The sequence below is a fragment of the Curtobacterium sp. MCPF17_001 genome (genome assembly GCF_003234615.1).
In the GTDB taxonomy this organism is placed as follows: domain Bacteria; phylum Actinomycetota; class Actinomycetes; order Actinomycetales; family Microbacteriaceae; genus Curtobacterium.
In genome coordinates this window covers 1-26,044 of record NZ_QKSL01000019.1, presented here as the reverse complement: position 1 = coordinate 26,044, position 26,044 = coordinate 1, and the positions used below count along the sequence as shown (strand labels likewise).

The following is a 26,044-nucleotide window of genomic DNA, read 5'->3' as shown; positions in this document are numbered from 1 at the left end:
GATCCCCTGACGACGTTGCTCCCTGGCGACGTCTTCTCCCGCTCGCGGGCGTCCTCCTTTTTCGGGTTAGGAGGACGCCCGCTTCTCCTCGCCCTGCTGCGTCTGCGCCTCCGGTTCCTGCCCGGCCAGCGCCTCCGGTTCCTGCCCGGCCAGCGCCTGCTCCGCCTGGCGAGCCGCCGTCTCCAGCAGCGCCACCGCCGCCCGCAGGCTCGCGACCGGGTCGACGCCCTGCTCGTGCACCACCGCCACCTCGGCGAGCATCCCCGCTCCCCAGGCGACGTCGACGCGGCTGCCGAACGGCTGCTGCGTTGTCGCACCCGCGTCGCCCGCGTCCGACCCGCCGGCCTGCTCGACGACACTGCCGTCCGTCACCGAGGCCACCGCCGCGTGCAGCTCGCCGCGCTCCTCCAGCCGTTCGAAGAGCTTCACGGCACGCTCCAGTGGCGGCATCGCCCGCGGCACCCCCGCGTACACGCTGCTGCGTCCGGCCTTCTCCGCGGCCTTCGCGGCGCGCCAGACACGGACGACGTCCTCGACCGTGTGCGCCTCCTCGTCGCCGAACACGTGCGGGTGGCGGCGCTGCATCTTCTCGCGGACGGTGTCGGCGACGTCGTCCAGGTCGAACCGTCCCTCGTGCGCGGCGATCCCGGCGTGCAACACCACCTGGTAGAGCACGTCGCCGAGCTCTTCACGCAGTTCGTCGGTGTCGTCGCCGTCGATGGCGTCGACCAGTTCGTAGGTCTCCTCCACGGCGTACCGGGCGAGGCTCGCGTGGGTCTGCTCGCGGTTCCAGACGCATCCGTGCTCCGGGTCGAGCAGGCGGTCCACGACGGCGACGAGTTCGTCAACGGAAGTCATGACGCCATGCTGCCACCGTCCGCTCCGCGCGGATCAGACGCCAGGGTGCGCCCGGTACGATGGTCGAGGCGTGTCGGGAAGTCTGGTCGACGATCCGTTCCCCGTACCCGATCGCCTCCGGAGACGCATGCCCTCCTTCGTCCGTTCCCCTCGTTTCAGCGCCATCGCGCTGCTGTCCGCCGCCGTCCTCGGCCTGGTCGTCGCGAACACCGCGCTCGGCCCCGGGCTCGAGCGAGGCCTCGACTGGCACACCCCGTGGGGAGCGATCGGCCTGGACCTGTCGATCGCGCACTGGGTCAGCGACGGTCTGCTCGCGGTCTTCTTCCTGCTCGTGGCCGTCGAACTCAAGCACGAGCTGGTGGCCGGGGAGCTCGCGAACCCGAAGACCGCGGTGGTCCCCGCGATCGCGGCGGTCGGCGGCGTGCTCGTCCCGGCGCTGGTCTACCTGCTCGTCACGTCCGGCACGCAGTACACGCACGGCTGGCCGATCCCGACCGCGACGGACATCGCGTTCGCGCTCGGGGTCCTGGCGATGTTCGGCCGCGGACTGCCCTCGACGATCCGGGTGTTCCTGCTGGCCCTCGCCGTCCTCGACGACCTCATCGCGATCGTCATCATCGCCGTCGTCTTCGCGCACGGCACCGACTTCCTGGCGCTCGGCGGTGCCGCGGTCCTGCTCGTGCTGTTCGCGGTGCTCGGCCGGCGTCTGCGCCCCGGTCGCCGTGCGCAGCCGTTCCTCATCGTCGCGATGGTCCTGGTCGGCCTGGTCACCTGGTGGCTCGTGTACCACTCCGGCGTGCACGCGACGATCGCCGGGGTGGCTCTGGGGCTCGTCCTGCCCCGACGTCCGGGTGGCACCCTGCACGAGCACGTCGAGCCGTGGTCGAACGCGATCGTCCTGCCCGTGTTCGCGTTCGTCTCCGCTGCGGTGGTCATCCCCGCCGTCGGGATCGCCGAGCTCTCGCCGACCTTCTGGGGTGTCGTCCTCGCGCTGCCGATCGGCAAGGTCATCGGCATCACGCTCTTCGGCACGATCGCCGGTCGGGTCTTCCGCGGCCCCGGCCGGTCGACGCTGTCGTTCGGCTCGGTGATGACCGTCGGAGTGCTCGGCGGCATCGGCTTCACCGTGTCGCTGCTCATGAACGAGCTGGCGTTCGCCGCGAACCAGGAGATCGTCGACGAGGGCGTCCTCGCCGTGCTCGTCGGCTCGGGCATCGCGATGGTCGCCTCCGCGATCGTCGTCTCCGTCCGCGCCCGTCGCTACCGCCAGCGTCGCGAGCTCTCCGAAGCCGAAGCCACCGAGTAGCAGGACCGATGACGGACGGGAGGCCCGTGGCGGATCCGCCACGGGCCTCCCGTCCGTCAGGGGTGCAGACGGTCAGACGGTCGACGCCTCTTCGCGCGCCGGGGCCCCGTAGACGGCCGTGAGGATGCTCTCCACCCAGCCGATGAGGGCGTCGTCCGGCAGCGTCTCGCCGTGCGGCTTCGGCACCGGGATGCTCGCCGCGTCCTGCTGCGGGAACCAGCGCGCTCCCGGGAACATCCGCTTCAGACGCACCTGCGCGGAGTCCGCCAGTTCCTTGCCGGCGACGCGCAGGTTCGAGCCCATCACGACGACGTCGGACAGGCCGACCTGCTGCGCCATCCGGCGGAGACGGGAGACCTCGATCAGGGTGAGCACGGCCTGCGGCGGCGTGCCGTAGCGGTCGGTGAGCTCGTCGAGGACCATGTCGATCGCCTCGGCCTGGGCGGCCGGAGCCGACGCAGCCGAGAGCTTCTGGTAGGCCTCGAGGCGCAGACGCTCGGACTCGACGTAGTCGTCCGGGATGTGCGCGTCGACCGGGATCTCGAGCCGGAGTTCGGTCTGCCCCTCGGCGACGTCGCCGCGGAACTGCGACACCGCCTCGCCGATCATCCGCAGGTACAGGTCGAAGCCGACACCCGCGATGTGGCCGGACTGCTCGCCGCCGAGCAGGTTGCCGGCGCCACGGATCTCGAGGTCCTTCATCGCCACCTGCATGCCGGCGCCGAGTTCGTTGTTCGCCGCGATCGTCTCGAGGCGGTCCTGGGCGGTCTCGGACAGCGGCTTCTCGGCGTCGTAGAGGAAGTACGCGTAGCCGCGCTCGCGTCCACGACCCACACGGCCGCGGAGCTGGTGCAGCTGCGACAGCCCGTACTTGTCTGCCTTGTCGATGATGAGGGTGTTCGCATTCGCGATGTCCAGACCGGTCTCGATGATCGTCGTCGACACCAGGACGTCGAAGCGGCGCTCCCAGAAGTCGACCATCACCTGCTCGAGCGTGCCCTCCGCCATCTGCCCGTGCGCGACACCGATCCGCGCGTCCGGCACGATCTCGGCCAGGTGCGCGGCGACGGACTGGATGTCCTTGACGCGGTTGTGCACGTAGAACACCTGCCCCTCGCGGAGCATCTCGCGCTTGATCGCCGCGGCGATCTGCAGGTCGGACTGCGGACCGACGAACGTGAGGATCGGGTGCCGGTCCTCCGGCGGCGTCGCGAGCGTTGACATCTCGCGGATGCCGGTCACCGCCATCTCGAGCGAGCGCGGGATCGGCGTCGCGGACATCGCCAGGACGTCGACGTTCGTCTTCAGCTTCTTGAGCTGGTCCTTGTGCTCGACGCCGAAGCGCTGCTCCTCGTCGATGATGACCAGGCCGACGTCCTTGAACTGCACGTTCTGGGACAGGATCCGGTGCGTGCCGATGACGATGTCGACCGTGCCGTCGGCCAGGCCGGCGAGCGTCTCCTTGGTCTCCTTGTCGGTCTGGAACCGGCTCAGGGCGCGCAGGTTGACCGGGAACCCGGCGAAGCGCTCCTGGAACGTCTCCATGTGCTGGCGGACGAGCAGCGTCGTCGGGACGAGCACCGCGACCTGCTTGCCGTCCTGCACGGCCTTGAACGCGGCACGGATCGCGACCTCGGTCTTGCCGTAACCGACGTCGCCGGAGAGCAGCCGGTCCATCGGGATCGGGCTCTCCATGTCGCGCTTGATCTCGTCGATCGTGGTCAGCTGGTCGGCGGTCTCCGCGAACGGGAAGGCCTCTTCCAGCTCGCGCTGCCACGGGGTGTCCGGGCCGAACGCGTGACCCTTCGATGCCATCCGCGCCGAGTACAGCTTCACGAGGTCGACCGCGATGTCCCGGACGGCCTTGCGCGCCTTCGACTTCGCGGCCGACCAGTCCGAGCCGCCCATCTTCGACAGGGTCGGGTTCTCGCCACCGACGTACCGCGAGAGCTGGTCCAGCTGGTCGGTCGGCACGAAGAGCTTGTCGCCCGGGTAGTTCCGCTTCGACGGCGCGTACTCAAGCACCAGGTACTCGCGCTGCTGCTTCACGGCGTTCCGGCCGCCGGAGCTCACCTCTCGGCTGACGAGCTCGACGAACTTGCCGATGCCGTGGGTCGCGTGCACGACGACGTCGCCCGGCTTGAGCTGCAGCGGGTCGACGACGTTCTTGCGACGGCTCGCCAGCTTCTTGACGGTCCGGGCGCCCTGCTGGACGCTCCGGCCGTAGAACTCGGCCTCGCTCAGGAGCGCGATGCGCGGGTCGGCGACGGCGAACCCGTGCTCGACACTGGCGGTCGTGACGATGGCGACACCCGGTTCGGGAGGCCCGTCCAACGCCCCGGCGCGCGCGGCCACCCCGGCATCGGCCAGCACCTGCACCGCACGCTCGACGAGCCCCTGCCCCTGCGCGGTGACCACGACGGCCCACTGGTCGGCGGTGAGCTCCTTGACGTGGGCGACCGCGCCGTCGGCGCTGCCCGCGAAGCTCGGGATCGCCTCACCCGGGACGCGGATGTACTCCCCCGCCTCGGCGACGGCGTCGGAGTCGGTGATCGGTTCGTCGGCCCCGGAGTCGAAGGGCGACACCGTCCACCAGGTGCGCTGCCCGCGGGTGTTCCTGAGCTGCTGCACCGTCATGAAGTTGCCGGCGTCGAGGTCGATCGGTGCCTGCGCCCCGGAGACCGCGGCGCTCCAGGCTGCCTGCAGGAACTCCTGGTTGGTCTCGGCCAGGCTGTGCGCACGACCGCTGACCCGCTCGGGCGAGAACACCGCGATCGTCGCTGTGTCGGGCAGGTAGTGCGTGACTGGCACGAGCTTCCGGACGAGTGCGGGTGCGAGGGACTCCATGCCCTCCACCGGGATCCCCTCGGACACCTTCGCCAGCATCTGCGACAGGTTCGGGAACTCGTGCAGCATCTCGCGTGCCCGCTGCCGGACGTCCTCGCTCAGCAGCAGTTCGCGGGAGGCGGTGAGCTCGACCGAGCCGAGGTCGTCCTCCGTCGAACGCTGGTCGGCCACCGAGAAGGCCTTGACACCGTCGATCTCGTCGCCGAAGAAGTCGACGCGCACCGGGTGGTCGGCGGTCGGCGGGAAGACGTCGAGGATGCCACCGCGGACGGCGAACTCGCCACGGCGGGTGACGAGGTCGACGCGGGCGTAGGCCAGGTCGACGAGCTGCGACGCGAGTCGGCTGAGGTCGTTGCCCCGCGACCCGGTGTGCAGGACGACCGGGGCGAGCTCGGTGAGGTTGTCGGCGATCGGCTGCAGCGCGGCCCGGACACTGGCGACGACGACGGTCGTGCGACGCTCGTCGACCGGCGTGTCCTGCCAGCGCTGCAGTGCGCGGAGCGTCGCGATGCGGGTGCCGACGGTCTGCGGGCTGGGGCTGAGGCGCTCGTGCGGCAGGGTCTCCCACGCCGGGAACTCGAGCACGTCGGCATCCAGGATCGTGCAGCTCAGGGCGTCACGGACCGCTTCGGCTTCACGGCCGGTGGCGGTGATGACGAAGGCGCACTGCGGACCGGTGCGAGCGGCCAGGAGCGCGGCGAACAGCGGCACGCGGAGCCCGTCGACGACCGAGAAGTCGGCGTCGCGAGGAGCGGCACGGAGCGCACGATCGAAGGAGGAGGCGCGCGAGAGCGCAGGGATGAGGCCCGAGATCGTCACTCACACGATGGTACCGGCGGCCCCCGACAGCGGTGGCCCCGTGCGCGACGGGCGAACAGGAGGCGCCTGGCGGAGTCGGGACGGGCCTCCCGACCGGTCCGGGGTCAGGAGCTGCCGGGCTCCAGGTCGTCCGGCGGGGTCGTCGGCTCGCTCTCGCGAGCCTGCACGGCCGCACGGCGGCCGAGGAAGCGCGCCGTCCCGACGAGCGTGAGGCCCACGACCGCGACGACGATGATCGTGCCCATCGCGAGGGGGCTCGTCGCGAGCACGACCGCGGTGGTCATGCCGGGGCGTGGAAGCGCTGCTGGGCCGCGAGCAGCCCGTCGGTCACGATCGCCTCGACCGCGTCGGCGGCGTCGGCCAACAGGTTCGGCAGCAGTTTCTTCTCGGCCGCGGAGAAGTCGCGCAGCACGTAGTCGGCCGGGTCCTGGCGTCCGGGAGGACGACCGATGCCGACCCGCACCCGCGCGAACTCGTTCGTGTTCGTCGCCTTGATGACGTCGCGGATGCCGTTGTGCCCGCCGTGTCCGCCGTTGCCCTTGAGGCGCACGGTGTCGAAGGGCAGGTCGAGCTCGTCGTGGACCAGGATCAGGTCCGCGGGCGAGACGCTGTAGAAGCCGAGGACGGCCGAGACCGGTCCCCCGGAGGTGTTCATGAACGACCCGGGCTTCGCGAGGACGAGCTTCGGGCCTCCCGGCACCAGGCGCCCCTCGGCGACCTGGTTCGGGGTCTTGTGCTTCTTGAACGTGGCGCCCATGCGGGCGGCCAGTTCATCGAGGACCATCTGGCCGACGTTGTGGCGGTTGCCCGAGTAGTCGGGCCCGGGGTTCCCGAGCCCGACCACCACGAACGTGGTGCCCGTCATGAGCACGTCGCCATCAGCGTCGACCAGATGCCTGCGAAGGGGTGTTACTCGGAGACCGGGGCGGAGCCGCCCTCGGCACCGGCTTCGGCGCCCGCCTCAGCGGAGGCCTCGTCCGCGGCCTCGTCGTCAGCGGTGCCACGCGGGGTGACGATCTGCACGACGAGTGCCTCGGGGTCGGTCTCGAGCTCGGCGCCCTCGGGGAGGGTCAGCTCGGACGCGACGATCTGCTTGCCGTCCTCGAGGCCCTCGACGTCGACCGTGACGTGCTCGGGGATGTCCGTCGCGAGGACGAGCAGCGACACGGTGTTGAGGTCCTGCACGTGGATCGTGCCGGCGAAGGACTCACCGGTGATGACCACGGGGACGTCGACGGTGACCTTCTCGCCACGGCGCAGGACGACGAGGTCGATGTGCTCGATGATCTGACGCACCGGGTCACGCTGGACGTCCTTGACGAGGGCGAGCTGGGCCGCACCCTCGATGTCGAGGTCGACGACCGCGTTGGCGGTACGGACGAGCAGCATCGTCTCGTGGCCCGGCAGGCTGATGTGCTGCGGCTCGGTACCGTGGCCGTAGACGACGGCGGGGATCTTGTCGGCGGCGCGGAGCTTGCGGGCCGCACCCTTGCCGAACTTGGTGCGGACTTCCGCCGCGAGCTTGGTGTAGTCAGCCATGATGCCTCCTGGTGTCGGGGACGACGCCGGAGTGCCGGCATCGGGGGTCTGTGGTGTTGCAACTCGAACGCGTGCACGCGTGAGGAACGGTCCCAGAGTCTGGCCGGGTCTCCCACTGCGTCGATCACGGTCGCGCGTACGCGGCCCTCGCCGAAGTCGTGCGCAAGCCTACCAGTACCAGCCCGGGCGTGTCGCACCGTGCCGCGTCAGGGCGTCCGGACGGGAGGCCCGACAGCGGTCGTCCGTGTGCCTCCCGTCCGGAGCGCCCGAGCCGGCGGCAGCTCCCCCCAGGTGCAGCTGCCGACGGCCCGACGCGTCCGTGGTGAGCAGCGGAGGTCAGCGGACGCCGGCCGGAGCCTTCGGAGCGAGCCCGCCGGATCGCCTCCTCCACCCGCCTGTCCACGGTCGCCTGATTCCGGGAACCCGCCGCGAGCACCGCCGCGTCGGACGCCGTCACCCGGAGCAGCCGCCGCCACTCCGCGTCGTACAGGGCCTGCCGGTAGCCGGTCGATTCCTGGCAGGCCACGTCCTGCTCCGCGAGCCGGACCTCGGCACGCGGGACGTCCTCGTCGTCCAGGTCCGTCACCCAGTCGACGGCGCGCATCGACGCGGTCGGCAACCCCGACGGGTCGGCCGGAAGACCCCCGGCCACCGGACCGACGGCGGCGTCCGCGAGGCAGGACCGCCAGTCGGCAGTTGCGGCGACGACCGCCGGGTCCGACCGCGCCGCCACCGCTGCCAGGTAGGTGAGCCGCTGCGCCACCAGTGCCGCCCCCTGGTCCGCTCCGTCGGCGTCGGTACCGAGCGTCGCCCGCGCCTGCCGGATGCACCGCGCGGCGGTCCCCGCCGGGAGTGCGTCGAACGCCGCGTTGCGCTCCGTGGAGAAGCCCCACCGCCGGAAGCCCTCGTTGTTCGCGCCGGCGAGGGACGGACCGCGGTACCCCCGCGCGGAGGCCTCGTCGGCGGTCAACGGTCGGGTCTCGGCGAGCGCCGGCGCGGGGTTCCCTCGTGCAGCGGTCTCGTGCGCGGCGTCCTCGGCGCGGAGGCCCGCGACCGTCGCCCACGGCGGCGGATCGTCGATCCCGGCAGCTCGGAGGCACGGCTGTTCGACGAGGTTCTCGGCGTACGAGGCTGGTCCCCACGCGAGCACGTACCCGTCGAGGGGCATCGTCCACGCGGCGACGTCCTTCGTGGTCGTCGGTCGGACGGCGTGGTCGACGGGCTCCGGTAGGCCGTGCAGGACGGCTCCGCCGAGTCCGGCGAGCACGAGCACGAGGGTGCCGGTCTTCGCGGCCGTGGTGGTGATGTGCATGGTTCCCCCTGGATCGGACTGCGGTGTCTCAGGCGCGGACGAGTCCGCGTTCGTGTGCGGTGATGACGACCTGGATCCGGTTCCGGAGCCCGAGCTTGGTGAGCACCGAGCGGACGTGGGTCTTGACCGTGGCCTCGCTGAGGAAGACGGACGCGGCGATCTCCTGGTTGCTGAGCCCCTTGGCGACGAGCAGGAACACCTCGCGCTCGCGAGCCGTGAGCGCGTCGAGGACCTCGTCCCGCCGCTCGGACTCGACGAGGGTGCCCTGGGCCCGGAGGAGGTCGAGCGCCTCGGTCTCCGTGGGTGCCGGTCGTCCCTCGTGCACGTCACGGATCGTGGCCGTGACCACCTCGGGCAGCGCGTCCTTCGTGAGGAACGCCGCCGCTCCGGCCCGCAGCGCGGCGAGGACCGCGTCGTCGCGGCGGATCGTCGTGAGCGCCACCACGCGCGGCCGGTCGTCGCCCTGCTCCGCCAGGCGCGCCATCGTCTCGATGCCGTTGAGCACCGGCATCCGGAGGTCGAGGAGCAGCACGTCGGGCCGCTCGGCCGCGCAGAGTGCGAGCGCCTCGGCGCCGTCGGCAGCGGTGCCGACACAGGTCATGTCGTCCTGGGCGTCGACGAGCATCCGCATGCCCGACGCGAACAGGCGCTGGTCGTCGACGACGGCGACGCGGATCGCCGTCACCGGGACGCTCCGGTGGTGCTCGTCCCGCCGGGTCCGGTCGCGTCGACCGCTCCGGCTCCGACGACCGCCGGGAGGCCCGTGGTCGCGGCCGTCCCGGACGGTACCGACGATCCGCCGAGCGTCGGCAACCACGCGGTCACGACGTACTCGTGCTCCTCGTCGCCGACCCCGGCGCGCAGCCAACCGTCGACCAGCCGTGCGCGCTCCCGCATGCCGGCCACGCCGGACCCCGGACCGTCGAGCGCGACGAGTGGACTGCTGCCGGTGGAGGTCACGACGACCCCGAGCCCCGGCCCACGCCAGTCCAGCACCACCCGCGCGGACGCCGTCCGGCCCTGGTGTTTCAGCACGTTCGTCAGGCTCTCCTGGATGATCCGGTGCACCGCTCCCCCGGCCTCGGCCCCGATCGGCCGCGGGTCTCCGTGCTGCTCGAACACGGCCCGCATGCCGAGCTCCCGCATGTCCTCGACCAGGTGCGGGACGTCTGCCAGGCCGTGTCGGGCCTCCTGACCGGTGCCCTGGATCCGCTCGACGAGGGCGCGGACGTCCCCGAGGGCGGTCCGGCTCACCTCGGCGATGTCCTGCAACGCCGTGGCCGCTGGTCCGTCCCGGACCGTGAGCGCCGCGGCACCCTGCGCCTGCGAGACGACCACGGCGAGGGAGTGCGCCAACGAGTCATGCACGTCCCGCGCGATGCGGGCACGCTCCTGCTCGGCGCGGAGTTCGGCGCTGGCGGCCTCCGTCTCCTGCTCCGCCTCGACGACGCGGACTCGCGCGAGACCGACGCGCCAGGTCGCACCGATCGCGACCCCGACGGCCCAGGCGATGCCGCTCGCGCCGGCGATCGCGAGGGCGAGGAACGCCAGGTCGGACCGGGTACCGGAGAGCGAACCGGTCCACGAGGCCCAGACGTCCTGGTCGGCGACGGTGGGGACGACCATCGCCCAGGCCGCCGCGGAACTCGCGAGGCCGAGCGCCGGGATCGCGAGCCAGCGGAGCAGTCCGGAGCGACCGGCACCGATGATGCCGACGACGATCGCGATGGCGAGGTACTCGGGCCAGGTCGTGCTCGTCGGACGGTCGAGCAGCCGGAGCGCCTGCAGGACGGGGACGACGACGACCAGAGCGAGGCTCGTCGACGGCATCCAACTCGCGAGGCCGATGGTGACCGCGAAGGCCGACACCACGAGGACGTGCCCGGTGAGGTCCGCGCGACCGGCCTCGGCGACGATCCACAGTGCGAGGTACACCGCACCGGCCACCGGGGCCACGAGGTGCCGGAGCCACCGGCGGAGGAAGAGGAGCATGCCGCCGAGCGTAGGGCGGGGGTCACGCCGGGAGCGAGCGCCGGTGGCCGCTTTCATCCGAGTGGATGAGCGGACGGGTCAGGAGCCCTCACGTCGGTGACGACGGACGGCGATGAGGGCTTCACGGGCGCGGTCGCTCGCGGCCTCGGCGTCGTCGCGCTCCTGCCCGAGCCGCTCGGCCTCGGCGTCGAGGTCGGCCCGCTCCTGATCGAGGGCGGTGAGCTGTCGCTCGAGGTCCCGACGGCGGCGGTCGAGGTCGGCGCGTCGGTCCTCGACGTCCTCGAGGGCGGACTCCGCCTGGTCGAGGGCGGCATCGGCGTCCCGGGAGGCCCGTCGTGCTGCCGCCTCGGCCTCGCGTGCGGAGCGACGCTCGGCTGCGGGGTCGCGCTGGTCCTCGTCGGCGGCGGGGCTCTTCCGGGCGTCCGGCTCGTCGGGGGCGTCCTGTGCGGGACCGGAGTCACGGGACCGGCGTGCACCGCGCCTCCCGGCCGTGATCGGGATCGGTGGGGCGTCACTGCCGGACCAGGCGTCGGGGACGGCGTCCGGGACGGCGAGCGCGTCCGTCAGGTCGACGTCCTCGAAGCCGACGCTCTCGAGGGGCCGGAGGAGGAGTCCTGAGCGGATCGCCGCACCGGCGTGCGGGTCCGCCATGCCGGCCTCGATGGTCGCGCGGACCTGTTCGAGCACGGCGGGCGTCGGCGGGTGCCCGGCGGCTTCCGCCCGCGCGGCACCGGTGTCGGCGAGCGCCGCCACGACCTGGGACCGCTGCTTGCGGAGCGTCGCGATCTGCTGCGGATCGGCGGAGGCCTGGGCCTGTCGGAGGGCAGGGCCGAGGTCGACGGCGTCGTCGAGCGCGTTCTCGGAGGCGAGCAGGTCGACGATCCACGCGGCCGGTGTGGGCTTCCTCAGCTTCCCGATCGCGGCCGCGAGCTCCCGGTCGTCCGTGCGGACAGCTCGTTGGCGGGTCGTCCGGTCGGCCACGAAGTCACCCGGGGCGGTGCGCAGCAACTCGCGGGCGATGTCGGCGAGTGCTGCGGAGTCCACGCCACCACTCTGCCCGTCGCCCACGGTGGGACGCCCGGGAACGGCTCACCAGTCGTGGACGGTGCCGTCGGCCAGTCGGTTGAAGGGCAGGTAGGCCTGCTCGTACGGGTACTTCCCGGCCTCGTCGACGTCGAGCGAGACACCGATGCCGGGCTCGTCACCCGGGTGCAGGAACCCGTCCGTGAAGGTGAACGACTGTCGGAACACCCGGTTCGTGCGATCCCCGTGCTGCATGTACTCCTGGATGCCGAAGTTGTGGATCGCGAGCCCGAGGTGCATCTGGGCGGCCATGCCCACCGGGGAGATGTCGGTCGGCCCGTGGAACCCGGACTTCACCTGGTACATCGCGGCGTAGTCCATCGTCTTCCGCAGCGGCGTGATCCCGCCCATGTGCGTCACGGCACCGCGGACGTAGTCGATGAGCTGGTCGCGGATGAGGTCCTTGAAGTCCCAGACGGTGTTGAAGACCTCGCCGATCGCGAGCGGGGTCGTGGTGTGCTGCCGGACGAGCCGCAGCGCCTCCTGGTTCTCGGCGGGTGTGCAGTCCTCGAGCCAGAACAGGTCGTACGGCTCGAGGGACTTCCCGAGTTTCGCTGCCTGGATCGGGGTCATCCGGTGGTGCCCGTCGTGCAGGAGCGGCAGTTCCGGGCCGAACTCGTTGCGGACGGCCTCGAACACGGTGGGCAGGTGCCGGAGGTAGGCGCGGGTGTCCCAGTCCTCCATCGCCGGGAACGAGCCGCGCTGCGCCGGTTCGAAGTCGTAGCGGACGCCGGTGTTGCCCTCGGTCGTCCGGTTCGAGGCGATGCCGTAGATCGACTCCAACCCGGGCACGCCGGTCTGGACGCGGATCGACCGGTAGCCCTCGGCCTGGTGCTCGCGGATCGAGTCGAACAGCTCCGGCAGTTCCTTGCCCGAGGCGTGCCCGTACGCCATCAGGCCCGTCCGCGAAGCCCCGCCGAGCAGCTGGTACAGCGGCATGCCGGCGACCTTGGCCTTGATGTCCCAGAGGGCCATGTCGACGGCGGCGACGGCCGCCATGGTGACCGGCCCGCGCCTCCAGTACGACGACCGGTACAGGAACTGCCAGGCGTCCTCGATGCGGCTGGCGTCTCGGCCGATCAGCAGCGGCACGACGTGCTCGGACAGGTACGCGGCGACGGCGAGTTCGCGGCCGTTCAGGGTGGCGTCGCCGAGGCCGGTGACGCCGTCGGCGGTAGTGAGCTTGAGGGTGACGAAGTTGCGGTCCGGGCTAGTGACGATGACCTCGGCGCGGTCGAGCAGCTGGCCGCGATCCGTGCTCGCCCAGGTGTCCGGTCTGGAGGCTGGACCTCCGCCGTCAGGTAGGGCGTCGGTCGCACCGGGGGTCGGGTTCGCGGGATCGGTCACGGCGTCGTTCCTCCTCGAGGTGGGCGCGGCGGCCCTCCGCGGCGGTGCGGGTGCGTCCGACGTCCACGTGTCGAGCCTGGCACCCGCGGCGGCCGCGTGTCCACGTCCGGCGACCCGGCTCAGGTGTGACAGACGTCGGGCGTCAGGTGTCCGACGATGCTCGGGACGTCGTCGAGCAGTGGTATCGACCCGGTGTTCCCGGTCATCCCGTCCACCCGGGGGTGACCAGGCCGGTCTCGTAGGCGAAGACCACGAGTTGGGCGCGGTCACGAGCGCCGAGCTTGATCATCGCGCGGGAGACGTGGGTCTTCGTCGTGGCCGGGCTGACGAAGAGGCGCTCGGCGATCTCGGCGTTCGTGAGCCCGCTCGCGACCAGGCGCATGACCTGGCGTTCGCGGTCGGTCAGGGCGTCGAGCTCGGGGGCGAGCGCCGCCGGCTTCGCGTGCGCTGCGTACGCCTCGACGAGGGAACGGGTCGGTCCGGGCGACAGCAGCGACTCCCCCGCGACCACGGTGCGGATCGCCCGGAGGAGTTCGGCGGGCTCGGTGTCCTTGACGAGGAACCCGGCCGCACCACCGCGGATCGCCTCGAACACGGTGTCGTCTTCCTCGAAGGTCGTGAGGACCACCACGTGCACCGCGGCGAGCGCCGGGTCCGCGGAGATCCGCCGCGTCGCCGCGAGGCCGTCGGTCCCCGGCATGCGGATGTCCATGAGCACGACGTCGGGCAGCTCCCGTGCGGCGACCGAGACGGCAGCGTCACCGTCGGACGCTTCACCGACGACCTGCATCCCGGGCTCGGCGGAGACGAGTGCGCGGAGCCCGGCCCGGATGAGGCTCTGGTCGTCCACCAACACCACCCGGATCGGATCCGGCGTGGTGGTGGTCGCGGGCGTGGTCATCCGTCGCTCTCCTTCTGCACGGTCGCGGTGCGTGCGGGTTCGCCGATGGGCAGGCGTGCGCGGACCGACCACCCGTCGTCGGGTGTCGGTCCGACGGCGAGGGTGCCGCCGACGGCCGCGGCCCGCTCGCGCATCCCGACGAGGCCGTTGCCCTGACTGCTGCCGCTGCTGCGGTCCACCCGTTCGGCGTCGCTGTCCGGGCCCGCCGCACGAGCGAGACCGGACGAGGGACGGCGCCCATGGTGCGTCTCATCCGCTCGGGGAGCACCGGCGACGGTCGAGACGGACGACGGGACGTCGGTCACCGTGATGTCGACGACCTCGGCACCGACGTCGACAACGACCGTGGCGCGGTGGTCGGCTGCGTGCTTCATGACGTTCGTGACCGACTCCTGCACGATGCGGAACGCGTTGCGCGAGACCACGCCGGCGACGGCGTCCACCGGGCCCTCGAGGTGCAGCTCCACGTCCACTCCGGCTGCGCGGGCACGGTCCACCAGGTCGGGGACGCGGTCGAGGCCGGCGACCGGGGCCCGGTCGGAGGTGCCGGAGGGCGCGTCGACGGCGCGCAGCACGCCGAGGATCGTCCGGAGTTCCACGAGCGCCTGCTTGCTGGAGTCGCGGATGTTCAGCAACGACTCCCGCGTCTGCTCGGGCAGTTCCGCCCCGAGGTGCAGGGCCACACCCGCCTGCAGGTTGATGAGCGACATGCTGTGGGCGACCGAGTCGTGGAGTTCCCGGGCGATGCGGACCCGCTCGGCACCCGCGCGCTGCTGCTCCGCCGCGAGTCGGGCACGACGGGCGTCGGCGGCGCGGGCCACCCGGACCCGGACGAGCTCGGTGACGGCGATGGTGACCGTCAGCCACGCCAGGCAGAGCGTCATCGTGGTGACGGTCGGGAAGGGCGCGCGACCGGTCAGGGTGTCCGCCGAAGGCAGGACGACCGTCGCGACCGCGGCCGCGGCGTAGGTGGGGACCCGGTGTCCGCGGAACCAGGCGTTCGCGAGCGCCATGGTCAGCGCCGCGACGAACGGTCCACGCGGACTGACGACCAGGGCGTAGCCGATCGTCGTACCGAGGGTCAGGGCCAGGACCACGACCGGCCACCGCCACCGGAAGGGCAGGACGACGGTCCCGCCCACGAGCAGCACCCATGCCAGGGGCCCGAGGAACACCGGGTCGACGCCGTCACCCAGGCGCTGCGTCCACGGTGGGCCACCACCACCGACGGCACCGGGACCGACCCCGGCTGCCCACCGGGTGGCGACCAGGGTGCCGACGATCTGCACGAGCGCCACCGGCAGCACCCGTCCCACGCGGGCGAACCGGTGTCCACCCACCGGGCGGGCGTCGGAGCGCGTGTCGGTGGTCATGCAGCGAGCCTACGGTCGGGCCTCGCTCAGGACATCGCGCACCGGGAGGGCCTGTGGACTACGCCCGACGGAGTAGTCACCTGTGGAGGAACGGGCGAGGGTGGGCCGGCGGGAGCAGGTCGGAGTGGGCTCTCCTGGCGGACGCGGGTGGGGCCTCCCGACCGACAGCCTTGTCGTGTCGCGACCGCGGCACCACAACCGACCTCGGAGGTCCCCATGCTCACCACACTCGCTGCCACCGCTCCGTACTGGCACGGTGGCGGGGTGCCGTCTCACGGGTTCCCCGTGTTCCCGGTGCTCCTGCTCCTGCTCGTCATCGGGGCGCTCGTCTTCGGAGTCCTGCGCCGCGGTGCCGGACGGGCGATCGCCGACGCGCGATCCGTGCTCGCCGACCGGTTCGCCCGCGGCGAGATCGATGCCGAGGAGTACCGCGCCCGTCGATCGGAACTCAGCCGGAAGTAGGCCCGACGGACGGTCAGGCCGTCCGGCGCGGGATGCTCAGGGCAGGACGGCGAGGATCGCGGCGACCGTCTCGTCCACCGATCCGCGGATCGGGACCGCGGCCGAGGCCTCGTCCGGTCCGGGACGCTCGAGCGTGGCGAACTGCGAGTCGAGCAACGAGTTCGGCATGTACTCGTGGTGCCGGTGGCTCTGCCGCTCGGCGATGAGCTCACGCGAGCCGTCGAGGAACGCGATGAACAGGTCCGGTGCGTCCTCGCGCAGGCGGTCGCGGTAGGCGCGCTTCAACGCCGAGTTCGCCATGACGCACCGGGAGCCCGACTGCTGCACCTCGGCGATGCGTGCCGAGCAGGCGTCGAGCCAGGGGCGCCGGTCCTCGTCGGTCAGGGGGATGCCGGCCTGCATCTTGTCCTTGTTCGCCTGCGGGTGCAGCCCGTCCGCGTCGACGAACTCCGCCGCCTGCCCCCGATCGACGAGTGCACGGGTCAGCGCCTCACCCACCGTCGACTTGCCGGATCCGGAGACCCCCATCACGAGCACGGGCTGGAGGACGGTCGCATCGGCCATTCCTCCACAGTACGAACAGGGGGTCTCGCGATCCACAGGATGCGGAAGACCTGGGTGAGCACACGTGGCCCTGCATAGATTGGCGGTGGCCGTCCAGACACGAAGGAGTCGACGTGGCAGAGAACAACGACAAGGCGAACATCGGGGTCATCGGCCTCGCGGTGATGGGCTCGAACCTGGCGCGGAACCTCGCGTCGCGCGAAGGCAACACCGTCGCGGTCTACAACCGCACCTACGCCCGCACCGAAGAGCTCATGAACGAGCACGGTGACATGGGCTTCATCGCGTCCGAGGACATCGACGGGTTCGTCGCGTCACTGTCGAAGCCGCGCACCGCGATCATCATGGTCCAGGCCGGCAAGGGCACCGACGCGGTGATCTCGCAGCTCGCCGACCGGTTCGAGGAGGGCGACATCATCGTCGACGGCGGCAACGCCAACTTCCACGACACCATCCGGCGTGAGCACGACCTGAAGGAGAAGGGCCTCAACTTCGTCGGCACCGGCATCTCCGGCGGTGAAGAAGGGGCACTGCACGGGCCGTCGATCATGCCCGGCGGCTCGGACGAGGCATGGGAGACCCTCGGGCCGATCCTCAAGTCGATCGCCGCCGTGGCCGAGGGTGAACCCTGCGTCACGCACGTCGGCACCGACGGCGCGGGCCACTTCGTGAAGATGGTCCACAACGGCATCGAGTACGCCGACATGCAGCTCATCGCCGAGTCGTACGACCTGCTCCGCCGCGTCGGTGGCTACAGCGTCGACCAGCTCGTGCAGGTGTTCGACGAGTGGAACAAGGGCGACCTCGAGTCCTACCTGATCGAGATCACCGGTGAGGTCCTCAAGCAGCAGGACGCCGACACCGGCAAGCCGCTGGTGGACGTCATCCGTGACGCCGCCGGTTCGAAGGGCACGGGTGTGTGGACCGTGCAGAACGCGGTCGGCCTCGGCATCCCGGTGTCCGGCATCGGTGAAGCCGTGTTCGCTCGCGCGGTGTCCTCACGAGCGACGCAGCGCGCTGCGGTGCAGGAGTCGGTGCGGGAGCGCCCGTCGATCGCCGAGGTGCCCGACACCTTCGCCGATGACGTCCGCGCCGCGCTCTACGCCTCGAAGGTCGTGGCGTACGCGCAGGGGTTCGACCTCATCATCGCCGGGGCGAAGGAGTACGGCTGGGACATCGCACTCGGGGACATGGCGAAGATCTGGCGCGGCGGCTGCATCATCCGCGCCCAGTTCCTCAACCGCATCGTCGAGGCGTACGACAAGGACCCGGAACTCGCGTCCCTGCTCGTCGACCCGTACTTCGCGAACGCCGTCGCCGAGGGCGAAGCCGCCTGGCGCCGCATCGTCGGCATCGCAGCTGCCTCGGGGATCCCGGCACCCGGGTTCTCGTCGGCGCTGTCGTACTTCGACTCGCTGGCGTCGGAGCGCCTGCCCGCCGCCCTCATCCAGGGGCAGCGTGACTTCTTCGGAGCGCACACTTACCAGCGCACGGACAAGGACGGCACGTTCCACACGCTGTGGTCCGAAGACGGCCGCCCTGAGGTCGAGCAAGAGCCGTCGACGCACTGATCGCACCCGCTGCAGCCCGAGGGCCTCGTCGTCGACGGGGCCCTCGGTGCGTCCGGGGCAGCGTGGACCTGGCCCGCTCCTGGCCGAGCCGTGGTCGGCGGGCGTGGTCGGCCGTCGGTGTCCAGCGAGCCGTGTCCAGCGAGCCGTGTTCGCCGGGCCGTGCCCGACTCAGGCGACGATGCGCTCGCGGGCCAACCGGGCGAGCAGCTCGTCCAGGCGGTCGCCGCGGCCGACCAGACGGTCGGACCCCGGGGCCGCACGGACGAAGAACGTCGCGACCGCCGTGGTGTCGTCCGGTCGGACGTAGTGCAGGACGATCGCCGGCGCGGTGCGTCGCCCGGCACCGGGGACCAGGACGTCCTCGACCCCGACGTGCACGACGCGGCTCCACCGGATGACGAGCAACCGGGTGGCGCGGCGTCCGTCGAGTTCCCACAGGGACGCCTCGGTCGCCCCGAACGCCCAGGTCACGTGCTGCGCGAGCGTGACCTCGGGGCGTGCAGCTTCCAGTGCGCCGCGCAGCTCCGGTGTGGCGGACGCTGGGACCAGCCAGACGGTCGGGTCCACGCGCCGGACGGCCACGGCGAGCAGGTCGTCCGCTCGTCGCCGGGCGATGGCCCGCGCGCGGAGGACGGCGATGACGATGACCGTCACCCCGATCGCGACGGCGGCGACCTCGGCGATGCCGAACGCCGTCAGGTCCGCGTCCGGATCGGCGTTCACGACGATGATGCGCGCGGTCACCAGGGCTGCCCAGAGTCCGACGATCGCCCACCGCAGGGCCAGGAGCCGACGGTACGGCGACCAACGCTCCCGGTCGCCGCGGGCACGACCAGGACCCGGAACACGGATCGGTCGCCTCGGCACGGTGACGATCCTGCCACGGCGGCGGACTCCGTCGGCACGTCCGTGGATGAACGCTCCCCCAACCGGTGTCCGCACCGGATCGCCCGTTCCCAGCGGCGCTGACCTAGCATCCGAGGGTGACCGAGCCTGACCCGCGCCTCCTCCCGCACCGTCGCTGGGCCGCCGCGCTCGTCGGGGTGATCGCCATGCTCGCGTTCCTGGCCGTCGCGGAGCTCGGCGCGCTGCTGCTCGGCGGTGCCGGCAGTCCGCTCGTCGCCGTCGGTTCGGCGGTCATCGACCTCGCGCCCCGGGGAGCGAAGGACCTCATGGTGTCGCTGTTCGGCACCGGCGACAAGGTGGCGTTGTTCGCACTGATGACGGTCATCCTGGTCGTCGTCACCGCCGGCGCCGGGGTCCTCGAGCGTCGCCGACCGCCGTACGGCGCCCTGGTCTTCGCCGCCGGCGGAGTGCTCGCCCTGCTCGCCGTCACCACCCGTTCCGGCAGCGGCACCTTCGACGGCGCACCCACCGTCCTCGGGGTGGCCGCGTCGATCATCGCACTCCGACTCCTGCTGCAGCGCCTCCGCCGGTGGGAGGACGCCCGCGCCGTCCCGAGCGCCGGTGCCGACCGTGCCGGCGGGGTCCAGCGTCGATCGTTCATCGGCTGGGCGGTGACCACCGCAGCGGTCGCGGCGGTGGTGGGGAGCGCCTCCCGGCTGGGGTCGGCGTCCCTGCAGGCCGCAGCCGCGGTCCGCCGGGCCGTGCGGCTGCCGACCCCGGCCACCACGGCGGCACCGGTGCCGACCGGCGCGAGCCTCGACGTGACGGGCATCACGCCCTACGTCACGCCGAACGCCGACTTCTACCGGATCGACACCGCGCTCCGCGTGCCGTCGATCGACCCCGCCGACTGGTCGCTGAAGATCCACGGCGAGGTCGAGGAAACGGTCGAGATCACCTGGGCAGAGTTGCTCGCCCTCCCCCTCGAGGAGCACATGGCCACGCTGAGCTGCGTCTCGAACGAGGTCGGCGGCGACCTGATCGGCAACGCGCTCTGGCTCGGCTACCCGATCCGGTCGCTCCTCGCCCGTGCCCGGCCGAAGCCGGGAGCCGACATGGTCCTCTCGCGGAGCATCGACGGGTTCACCGCCGGCACACCGCTCGACGTGCTGCAGGACGACGGGACGCAGGCGCTCGTCGCCGTCGGCATGAACGGATCGCCGCTTCCCGCCGAACACGGGTTCCCCGCGCGACTCGTCGTCCCGGGACTGTTCGGGTACGTCTCCGCGACCAAATGGGTGACCGAGCTCGAGGTGACGCGGTTCGCGAAGGCGCAGGGCTACTGGACGCCCCGCGGGTGGTCCGAGCGCGGGCCGGTGAAGCTCGAGTCGCGGATCGACACACCCGCCGACGGCACCTCGGTGAAGGTCGGTGACCGGGTCCCGATCGCCGGCGTCGCCTGGCAGCCGCACATCGGTGTGAAGGCCGTGCAGGTGAAGGTCGGGTCCGCCGGGTGGCAGGACGCCGAGCTCGCCGACTCCGTCTCGTCCGACACCTGGCGGCAGTGGGTCTACCGGTGGACGGCGGTCGCCGGGCAGCACGAGGTGCAGGTCCGCGCGGTCAGCGCCGAGGGCGAGGTGCAGACGAGCGTGCAGCGGCCGCCGGCTCCGAACGGTGCGAGCGGCTGGCACGGGGTCACCATCTCCGCGTCCTGACGGGAGGCGCGGGTCCCCGCCGACGGGTCCGTCGCGCCGGCGAGACGCCCCCGTCTCCCTTCGGCGCCGCAGGAGTCGCGAGACGCCGTCGACCTCGGCGGCGTCTCGGGGGTTCGCCGGCGTCTCGGGGGTTCGGCGGCGCTCGGGGGTTCGGCGGCGTTCCGGCAGGCGGCGACGTTCGGACCGCAGTCGTCAGGCGGTGAGGAGGGTCGCGACCACGCAGGTGCCGTCGACCTCGTCGTCGCGGGCGAGTTCGGCAGCGAAACCGGCTGCACGGAAGAGGCCCGCGGACACCGGCGCCTGCGCTCCCGACACCTCGATGACGACCGCCCCGCCGGGCCGCAGCCACGAAGCCGCACCGGCAGCGATCCGCCGGTGCACGTCGAGGCCGTCCGCGCCGCCGTCGAGGGCGACCCGGTGTTCGTGGTCCCGGGCCTCCGGCGGCATGGTGCCGATGGCGTCAGTCGGCACGTAGGGGGCGTTCACGGTGAGCACGTCGACCTGCCCGTGGAACCGGGTCGGCAGCGGTGCGAAGAGGTCACCCGTCACGACGATCCCCCGGTCGCCGAGGTTCTCCGCTGCCACGTCGGTGGCGTCCGGGTCGATGTCGGACGCGACGAGGTCGAGCGCTCCGATCCGTTCCAGCAGCGCCATGCCGATCGCTCCGGCACCGCAGCAGAGGTCGACGACGCGGTCGTACCGGTGCAGGCGCCGAGCGGCTTCGGTGACGACGACCCGGGTCCGGGCTCGCGGTACGAACACCCCGGGCGTCACGCGGACGCGGTGCCCGTCGAACGCTGCCCAGCCCAGGACGTACTCGAGCGGCTCCCCCGCCAGGCGCCGCTGCAGCAGTCCGCGGAGCCGCGCCGGGTCGCCGTCGCCGGCCGCGAGCAGCAGGTCGGCTTCGTCCTCGGCGAAGACGCTCCCCGCCGCGCGGAGTCGGGCGGCGAGGGCGTCCCGCGGGGTCAGTGCCACGGCTGCGTCCGAGGACTCAGGCGGCGCCGTCGAACATCGACGTCACCGAGCCGTCGTCGAAGACCTCGTGGATGGCGCGGGCGATGAGCGGTGCGATCGGCAGGACCTCGAGCTTGTCCCAGCGCTTCTCGGGCGGGACCGGCAGCGTGTCGGTGACGACGACGCGGTCGATGAACTCGCTCTGCAGCAGCTCGGTCGCCGGGTCGGAGAACACCGCATGGGTGGCTGCCACGACGACGCCCTTGGCCCCGCTGGCCTTGAGGGCCTCGGCCGCCTTGGCGATGGTGCGGCCGGTGTCGATCAGGTCGTCGACGAGCAGGCACCAGCGACCGGAGACGTCACCGACGATCTCGTGCACGGAGACCTGGTTCGGGACGAGCGGGTCGCGACGCTTGTGGATGATCGCCAGCGGCGCCCCGAGCTTCTCGGACCAGATGTCGGCGACTCGCACGCGACCCATGTCGGGCGAGACGACGGTCAGCGTCTCGGGGTCGAGCATCTCGCGGAAGCGCTCGAGGAGCACCGGCATCGCGAACAGGTGGTCGACCGGGCCGTCGAAGAATCCCTGGATCTGCGGGGCGTGCAGGTCGACACTCATGATGCGGTGCGCGCCGGCGGCCTTGAACAGGTCGGCGACCAGACGGGCCGAGATCGGCTCGCGGCCACGGCCCTTCTTGTCCTGCCGGGCGTACGGGTAGAACGGCGCGACGACCGTGATGCGCTTGGCGGAAGCACGCTTCAGGGCGTCGACCATGATGAGCTGCTCCATGAGCCACTCGTTGATCGGCGCGGTGTGCGACTGGATGACGAAGGCGTCGCAGCCGCGGACCGACTCGTCGAAGCGGGCGTAGAGCTCACCGTTGGCGAAGGTCCGGGCGTCGGTCGGGACGAGGTCGACACCGAGCTCTTCCGCGATCGACTTCGACAGTTCCGGGTGCGCTCGCCCTGCGACCAGGACGAGTCGCTTCTGGCCGGTTGTCTTGATTCCGGACACGTGTGGTGCTCACTCCCTGACCCCGTGGAGGGGCCGATCTGACCCGCCGGGGCCGATGTCCTGGGCTCCGGTCGGGGCCCACCGCTGACGGCACGGGGACCGTCGAAGGTGTCATTCGCCTCGCGCACGCCGAGCGGACTCGGCCGCCGGGGTACCGGGTCGGTTCTCCTCGACCCATCCCTCGGTGTTGCGCTGTGGGGCGTAGCTGATCGCGAGCGACCCGGCCGGCACGTCCTTGCGGACGGTCGTGCCTGCACCGGTGTACGCCCCGTCACCAATCCTAACCGGGGCGACGAACACGTTGTGCGACCCGGTCCGGACGTCGGAGCCGATGACGGTGCGGTGCTTGTGGACGCCGTCGTAGTTCGCCGTGATGGTGTTCGCGCCGATGTTGGAGTCCTCGCCGACCTCCGTGTCGCCGATGTAGGACAGGTGCGGCACCTTGCTCCCGCGGCCGATCACGGCGTTCTTCGTCTCGACGAAGGTCCCGATCTTGCCCCGCTCGCCCAGGATCGTGCCGGGCCGCAGGTAGGCGAAGGGTCCGACCGAGGCACCGTCCCCGATGACCGCGAGGGTGGCGTCGACCCGGTTCACGGTGGCGCCCGCCCCGACCTCGGTGTCCCGCAGCGTGGTGCCGGGCCCGACGACAGCGCCGGTGGCGATCGCCGTCGCACCGAGGAGCTGGGTGTCGGGCAGCAGTTCGGCATCGGGTTCGATCGTGACGTCGAGGTCGATCCACGTCGAGGCGGGGTCCTGCACGCTGACCCCGGCCAGCTGGTGCCGGCGGACGATCCGGGCGTTGAGCTCCCGCGCCGCGTCAGAGAGCTGCGCGCGGTCGTTGATGCCGGCGACGAGCCACGGGTCGGTCAGCGTGACGACGTCCACCCGGCCACCGCGGGCGGCGATGAGTGCCGGGACGTCGGTGATGTACTTCTCACCCTGGGCGTTCTCGGTCGTCAGGGACGGCAGCACGGCGCGCAGCTCGGTGACGTCGAAGGCGTAGATGCCGGCGTTGGCCTCGGTGATCTGCAGCTGCTCCGGTGTGGCGTCCTTGTGCTCGACGACCCCGGCGAACGACCCGTCGGCATTGCGCACGATCCGCCCGAGTCCGGTCGGATCGGGAGCGATCGCACTGACGAAGGTCGCGCCGTGGCCACCACCGCCGTGGGCGTTGACGAGGGTGCGCAGGCTCTGCGCGTCGAGCAGCGGGACGTCGCCGGAGAGCACCACGACGACCCCGTCGAAGTCGGCGGGGAGCGCGTGGACCGCGACCTCGACCGCACGCCCGGTCCCTGGGACGTCATCCTGGTCCACCAGGAGGGCGTCGGGGGCTCGCTCGGTGATCTCGGCGGCGACGCGGTCGCGCTCGTGCCGCACCACGACGGCGACGTGCTCCGGGGACAGCGACTCCGCGGTCCGGAGCACGTGGGCGATGAGTGGCAGGCCGGCGAGCCGGTGCAGCACCTTGGGGAGCGAGGACTTCATGCGCGTGCCCTGCCCGGCGGCGAGGACGACGACGGCGATCCGCTGGTCGGTCATGCGTCCCATCCTGGCGCACTGCCTCGGCCGCGGCTGACCGTCGCGCCGATGTGTGGGCAACTGCGCGGAGAACCGCATCGGTGCAGGGGAAGCCGCACGGAGCCGCCGAGCCACGCACCGGCTGTCACGGCCGGACCACGGGAGGCCCGGTGCCGGCCCGTCGGACCGGCACCGGGCCTCCAGGCCGGCACCACCGTCAGACGGTCAGGTCCGTCAGCTCGACCTTGATCCAGCCGGGCTCGCGGCGGTCGAACGCCTCGTAGGCCTCGATGGCGGAGCCGATGCCCTCGTGCTCGGTGATGAGCGCCGTCGGGTCGAACTGCCCGGCCGCGACCATGTCGATGAGCGGCGGCGTGACCGAGTGGTGATCGCAGTTGCCCATGCGGATGGTGAGGTTCTTGTTCATCGCCTCGCCGATCGGGTACGACTGCGCGGTCGGGCCGTAGACGCCGATGATCCCGATCCGGCCGTACTTGGCCACCGAGGCGACCGCCCAATGCGCGACCTGCGACGGTCCGTCGCCGGGCTTCCACTGCTGCTGCTCGCCGAACCCGTCGGGTGAGGCGTCCGGAGCGACCTGCTGCACCTCGGCGTCGAACGCGGCAGCCTGCTCGTCCGACACGGCGGCCGGGCCGTGCTTCGGCCGTTCCGCGTCCACGCCGACCGCGTCGATGACCGCGTCGGCGCCGATGCCGTTGGTGAGGTCCATGATCGCCTGGACCGGGTCCTCCCGGTTGTAGTCGACGACCTCGCAGTGCTGCGCGAGTGCCGCGGCGAGCCGGGTCTCGTGCCCGTCGACCACGATGACGCGGCCGGCGCCCTGCTTGTAGGCGGACGCGGCCGCGAACTGGCCGACGATGCCCGCCCCGAACACCACGACGACGTCACCGCGGCGGACGCCGGCGAGCTCCGCGCCGAACCAGCCGGTCGGGAAGATGTCCGAGAGCAGGATCGCCTGCTCATCGCTGACGTTCTCCGGCAGTGGGTGCATGGTGTTCTGCGCCCACGGCACACGGACGTACTCGGCCTGCAGTCCGTCGACAGGGCCGGTGGACTGCGGGCCGCCGAAGAAGCTCGTGCCCGCCTGGGGTCCGTTCGGGTTCGCGACGTCGCACTGCGCGGTCTGGCCCATGCGGCAGTACCGGCAGGCGCCGCAGGAGATGGTCGAGTTGATGACGACGCGGTCGCCCGGGCTGAAGCCGCGGACGGCGTCGCCGACCTGGGAGACGACGCCGACGGCCTCGTGCCCGAGGATCGTGCCCTCGATCATGGGGGCCATGGTGCCGCGCACGAAGTGCAGGTCGGTGCCACAGATCGCGGAGCGGGTGATGCGCACGATCGCGTCGTGGGGGTCCTGGATGGTGGGCTCCGGGACCTCGTCGAGCCGGATGTCGCCGATGCCGTGCCAGACAACTGCCTTCATGGGTTCCTCCTCGTGGGTCGTCCGGGCGGACGCTACGCGCGGGGGTCTCCGCGGCCACGGAGGGCGGAGCGGCATCCGGACAGGCGGGCGGGCGCGCTGGCCGGGCGGGCGCAGGGCGTCGACGCGCGCGGGCGCAGGGCGTCGAGAGGTCACGATGCGTCGCTCTGGGGGCCCGCGCGAGACGGATTGCGACACCTCGGCGGAACTGAGCGGGGTGTCGCGCGACCGCGGCAGCCCGCGGACGGGAGGCGCGCTCCGCGTCCGGCACCGCGCCTCCCGTCCGCCGCCCGCCGGCCACCGCGACACCCCCGCTGCCCGACGCCGAGAGGCCGCAATGCGTCGCTCTGAGCGCCCGAGAGAGACGGATCGCGGCACCTCGGCGGAACCGAGCGGGGTGTCGCGCGACCGCGGCAGCCCGCGGACGGGAGGCACGCCCCGCGTCCGGCACCGCGCCTCCCGCCCGCCGGCCGCCGGCCACCGCGACACCCCCGCTGCCCGACGCCGAGAGGCCGCAATGCGTCGCTCTGAGCGCCCGAGAGAGACGGATCGCGACACCTCGGCGGAACTGAGCGGGGTGT

The 26,044-nt window shown here is 72.0% G+C and carries 22 protein-coding genes; 4 read left to right on the top strand and 18 right to left on the bottom strand.

The annotated features are described in order from the left end of the window. Positions 1-66: 66 nt before the first annotated feature. Complete coding sequence (locus DEJ24_RS14745; RefSeq protein WP_111079264.1) at positions 67-858, bottom strand: MazG family protein; 792 nt, start codon at positions 856-858, stop codon at positions 67-69. A gap of 127 nt (positions 859-985) precedes the next feature. On the opposite strand from DEJ24_RS14745, the gene nhaA reads away from it, so the two are divergent. Then, a complete protein-coding gene (gene nhaA, locus DEJ24_RS14740; RefSeq protein WP_111079263.1) occupies positions 986-2,164 on the top strand; it encodes a Na+/H+ antiporter NhaA in 1,179 nt (392 codons plus the stop codon). Between the two features lie 72 nt (positions 2,165-2,236). Here nhaA and mfd read toward each other — a convergent pair whose 3' ends face one another. From mfd to DEJ24_RS14685, 11 genes are all read right to left on the bottom strand, one after another. Beyond that, positions 2,237-5,830, bottom strand: a complete 3,594-nt coding sequence (gene mfd, locus DEJ24_RS14735) for a transcription-repair coupling factor (RefSeq protein ID WP_111079262.1) — start codon at positions 5,828-5,830, stop codon at positions 2,237-2,239. A 104-nt stretch (positions 5,831-5,934) separates the two neighbouring features. Further along, entirely contained in the window at positions 5,935-6,114 is a 180-nt protein-coding gene (locus tag DEJ24_RS14730; protein ID WP_111079261.1) for a hypothetical protein, read from the bottom strand. Further along, complete coding sequence (gene pth, locus DEJ24_RS14725; protein ID WP_111079284.1) at positions 6,111-6,695, bottom strand: aminoacyl-tRNA hydrolase; 585 nt, start codon at positions 6,693-6,695, stop codon at positions 6,111-6,113. The genes DEJ24_RS14730 and pth overlap by 4 nt, the downstream gene beginning before the upstream one ends. 44 nt (positions 6,696-6,739) lie before the next feature. After that, complete coding sequence (locus DEJ24_RS14720; RefSeq protein ID WP_111079260.1) at positions 6,740-7,369, bottom strand: 50S ribosomal protein L25/general stress protein Ctc; 630 nt, start codon at positions 7,367-7,369, stop codon at positions 6,740-6,742. Between the two features lie 124 nt (positions 7,370-7,493). Then, positions 7,494-8,681, bottom strand: a complete 1,188-nt coding sequence (locus tag DEJ24_RS14715) for a hypothetical protein (protein ID WP_111079259.1) — start codon at positions 8,679-8,681, stop codon at positions 7,494-7,496. A 28-nt stretch (positions 8,682-8,709) separates the two neighbouring features. After that, on the bottom strand, positions 8,710-9,366 hold the full coding sequence (locus tag DEJ24_RS14710) for a response regulator transcription factor (RefSeq protein WP_111079258.1): 657 nt from the start codon (positions 9,364-9,366) through the stop codon (positions 8,710-8,712). Further along, a complete protein-coding gene (locus DEJ24_RS14705) occupies positions 9,363-10,673 on the bottom strand; it encodes a sensor histidine kinase (RefSeq protein ID WP_111079257.1) in 1,311 nt (436 codons plus the stop codon). The genes DEJ24_RS14710 and DEJ24_RS14705 overlap by 4 nt, the downstream gene beginning before the upstream one ends. A 78-nt stretch (positions 10,674-10,751) precedes the next feature. Then, positions 10,752-11,717, bottom strand: a complete 966-nt coding sequence (locus DEJ24_RS14700) for a hypothetical protein (protein WP_146245992.1) — start codon at positions 11,715-11,717, stop codon at positions 10,752-10,754. 45 nt (positions 11,718-11,762) lie between these two features. After that, positions 11,763-12,998, bottom strand: coding sequence for a D-mannonate dehydratase ManD (gene manD / locus DEJ24_RS14695; protein ID WP_111079283.1), 1,236 nt, complete (start codon positions 12,996-12,998; stop codon positions 11,763-11,765). 307 nt (positions 12,999-13,305) lie between these two features. Continuing rightward, a complete protein-coding gene (locus DEJ24_RS14690; protein ID WP_111079255.1) occupies positions 13,306-14,004 on the bottom strand; it encodes a response regulator transcription factor in 699 nt (232 codons plus the stop codon). Continuing rightward, entirely contained in the window at positions 14,001-15,377 is a 1,377-nt protein-coding gene (locus DEJ24_RS14685) for a sensor histidine kinase (RefSeq protein ID WP_111079254.1), read from the bottom strand. Before DEJ24_RS14685 ends, DEJ24_RS14690 begins: the two co-directional genes overlap by 4 nt. Before the next feature lie 216 nt (positions 15,378-15,593). Here DEJ24_RS14685 and DEJ24_RS14680 point away from each other — a divergent pair, with 216 nt between their 5' ends. Beyond that, complete coding sequence (locus DEJ24_RS14680) at positions 15,594-15,839, top strand: SHOCT domain-containing protein (protein ID WP_111079253.1); 246 nt, start codon at positions 15,594-15,596, stop codon at positions 15,837-15,839. Positions 15,840-15,875: 36 nt separating this feature from the next. On the opposite strand, the gene DEJ24_RS14675 is transcribed toward DEJ24_RS14680, so the two are convergent. Next, positions 15,876-16,403, bottom strand: coding sequence for a gluconokinase (locus tag DEJ24_RS14675; RefSeq protein WP_111079252.1), 528 nt, complete (start codon positions 16,401-16,403; stop codon positions 15,876-15,878). A gap of 113 nt (positions 16,404-16,516) precedes the next feature. On the opposite strand from DEJ24_RS14675, the gene gndA reads away from it, so the two are divergent. After that, on the top strand, positions 16,517-17,974 hold the full coding sequence (gene gndA / locus DEJ24_RS14670) for an NADP-dependent phosphogluconate dehydrogenase (protein WP_111079251.1): 1,458 nt from the start codon (positions 16,517-16,519) through the stop codon (positions 17,972-17,974). A 168-nt stretch (positions 17,975-18,142) separates the two neighbouring features. On the opposite strand, the gene DEJ24_RS14665 is transcribed toward gndA, so the two are convergent. Next, positions 18,143-18,841: a hypothetical protein gene (locus tag DEJ24_RS14665; protein WP_111079250.1), complete on the bottom strand. Its 699-nt coding sequence runs from the start codon at positions 18,839-18,841 to the stop codon at positions 18,143-18,145. Positions 18,842-18,957: 116 nt separating this feature from the next. On the opposite strand from DEJ24_RS14665, the gene DEJ24_RS14660 reads away from it, so the two are divergent. Continuing rightward, positions 18,958-20,535 carry a molybdopterin-dependent oxidoreductase gene (locus DEJ24_RS14660; RefSeq protein WP_309147020.1) on the top strand — a complete coding sequence of 526 codons (1,578 nt, stop codon included), beginning with the start codon at positions 18,958-18,960 and terminating at the stop codon, positions 20,533-20,535. 192 nt (positions 20,536-20,727) lie between these two features. Here the strand turns inward: DEJ24_RS14660 and DEJ24_RS14655 are convergent, their stop codons facing one another. The 4 genes from DEJ24_RS14655 to DEJ24_RS14640 form a co-directional block, all read right to left on the bottom strand. Further along, positions 20,728-21,510, bottom strand: coding sequence for a putative protein N(5)-glutamine methyltransferase (locus tag DEJ24_RS14655; protein ID WP_258374642.1), 783 nt, complete (start codon positions 21,508-21,510; stop codon positions 20,728-20,730). 16 nt (positions 21,511-21,526) lie between these two features. Further along, positions 21,527-22,504, bottom strand: a complete 978-nt coding sequence (locus tag DEJ24_RS14650; protein ID WP_111079249.1) for a ribose-phosphate diphosphokinase — start codon at positions 22,502-22,504, stop codon at positions 21,527-21,529. Between the two features lie 111 nt (positions 22,505-22,615). Then, positions 22,616-24,043 carry a bifunctional UDP-N-acetylglucosamine diphosphorylase/glucosamine-1-phosphate N-acetyltransferase GlmU gene (glmU, locus tag DEJ24_RS14645; protein ID WP_111079248.1) on the bottom strand — a complete coding sequence of 476 codons (1,428 nt, stop codon included), beginning with the start codon at positions 24,041-24,043 and terminating at the stop codon, positions 22,616-22,618. A 196-nt stretch (positions 24,044-24,239) separates the two neighbouring features. Beyond that, positions 24,240-25,466: an alcohol dehydrogenase catalytic domain-containing protein gene (locus DEJ24_RS14640; RefSeq protein ID WP_111079247.1), complete on the bottom strand. Its 1,227-nt coding sequence runs from the start codon at positions 25,464-25,466 to the stop codon at positions 24,240-24,242. Positions 25,467-26,044: the final 578 nt, after the last annotated feature.

Excerpts from the sequence above, each read along its gene's own strand:
- nhaA (WP_111079263.1), top strand. The coding sequence starts at position 986 with ATGCCCTCCTTCGTCCGTTCCCCTCGTTTCAGCGCCATCGCGCTGCTG.
- DEJ24_RS14685 (WP_111079254.1), bottom strand. The coding sequence starts at position 15,377 with ATGACCACCGACACGCGCTCCGACGCCCGCCCGGTGGGTGGACACCGG.
- DEJ24_RS14720 (WP_111079260.1), bottom strand. The coding sequence starts at position 7,369 with ATGGCTGACTACACCAAGCTCGCGGCGGAAGTCCGCACCAAGTTCGGC.
- DEJ24_RS14715 (WP_111079259.1), bottom strand. The coding sequence starts at position 8,681 with ATGCACATCACCACCACGGCCGCGAAGACCGGCACCCTCGTGCTCGTG.
- DEJ24_RS14690 (WP_111079255.1), bottom strand. The coding sequence starts at position 14,004 with ATGACCACGCCCGCGACCACCACCACGCCGGATCCGATCCGGGTGGTG.
- DEJ24_RS14675 (WP_111079252.1), bottom strand. The coding sequence starts at position 16,403 with ATGGCCGATGCGACCGTCCTCCAGCCCGTGCTCGTGATGGGGGTCTCC.
- DEJ24_RS14745 (WP_111079264.1), bottom strand. The coding sequence starts at position 858 with ATGACTTCCGTTGACGAACTCGTCGCCGTCGTGGACCGCCTGCTCGAC.
- DEJ24_RS14640 (WP_111079247.1), bottom strand. The coding sequence starts at position 25,466 with ATGAAGGCAGTTGTCTGGCACGGCATCGGCGACATCCGGCTCGACGAG.
- DEJ24_RS14680 (WP_111079253.1), top strand. The coding sequence starts at position 15,594 with ATGCTCACCACACTCGCTGCCACCGCTCCGTACTGGCACGGTGGCGGG.
- pth (WP_111079284.1), bottom strand. The coding sequence starts at position 6,695 with ATGACGGGCACCACGTTCGTGGTGGTCGGGCTCGGGAACCCCGGGCCC.
- DEJ24_RS14705 (WP_111079257.1), bottom strand. The coding sequence starts at position 10,673 with ATGCTCCTCTTCCTCCGCCGGTGGCTCCGGCACCTCGTGGCCCCGGTG.
- glmU (WP_111079248.1), bottom strand. The coding sequence starts at position 24,043 with ATGACCGACCAGCGGATCGCCGTCGTCGTCCTCGCCGCCGGGCAGGGC.
- DEJ24_RS14730 (WP_111079261.1), bottom strand. The coding sequence starts at position 6,114 with ATGACCACCGCGGTCGTGCTCGCGACGAGCCCCCTCGCGATGGGCACG.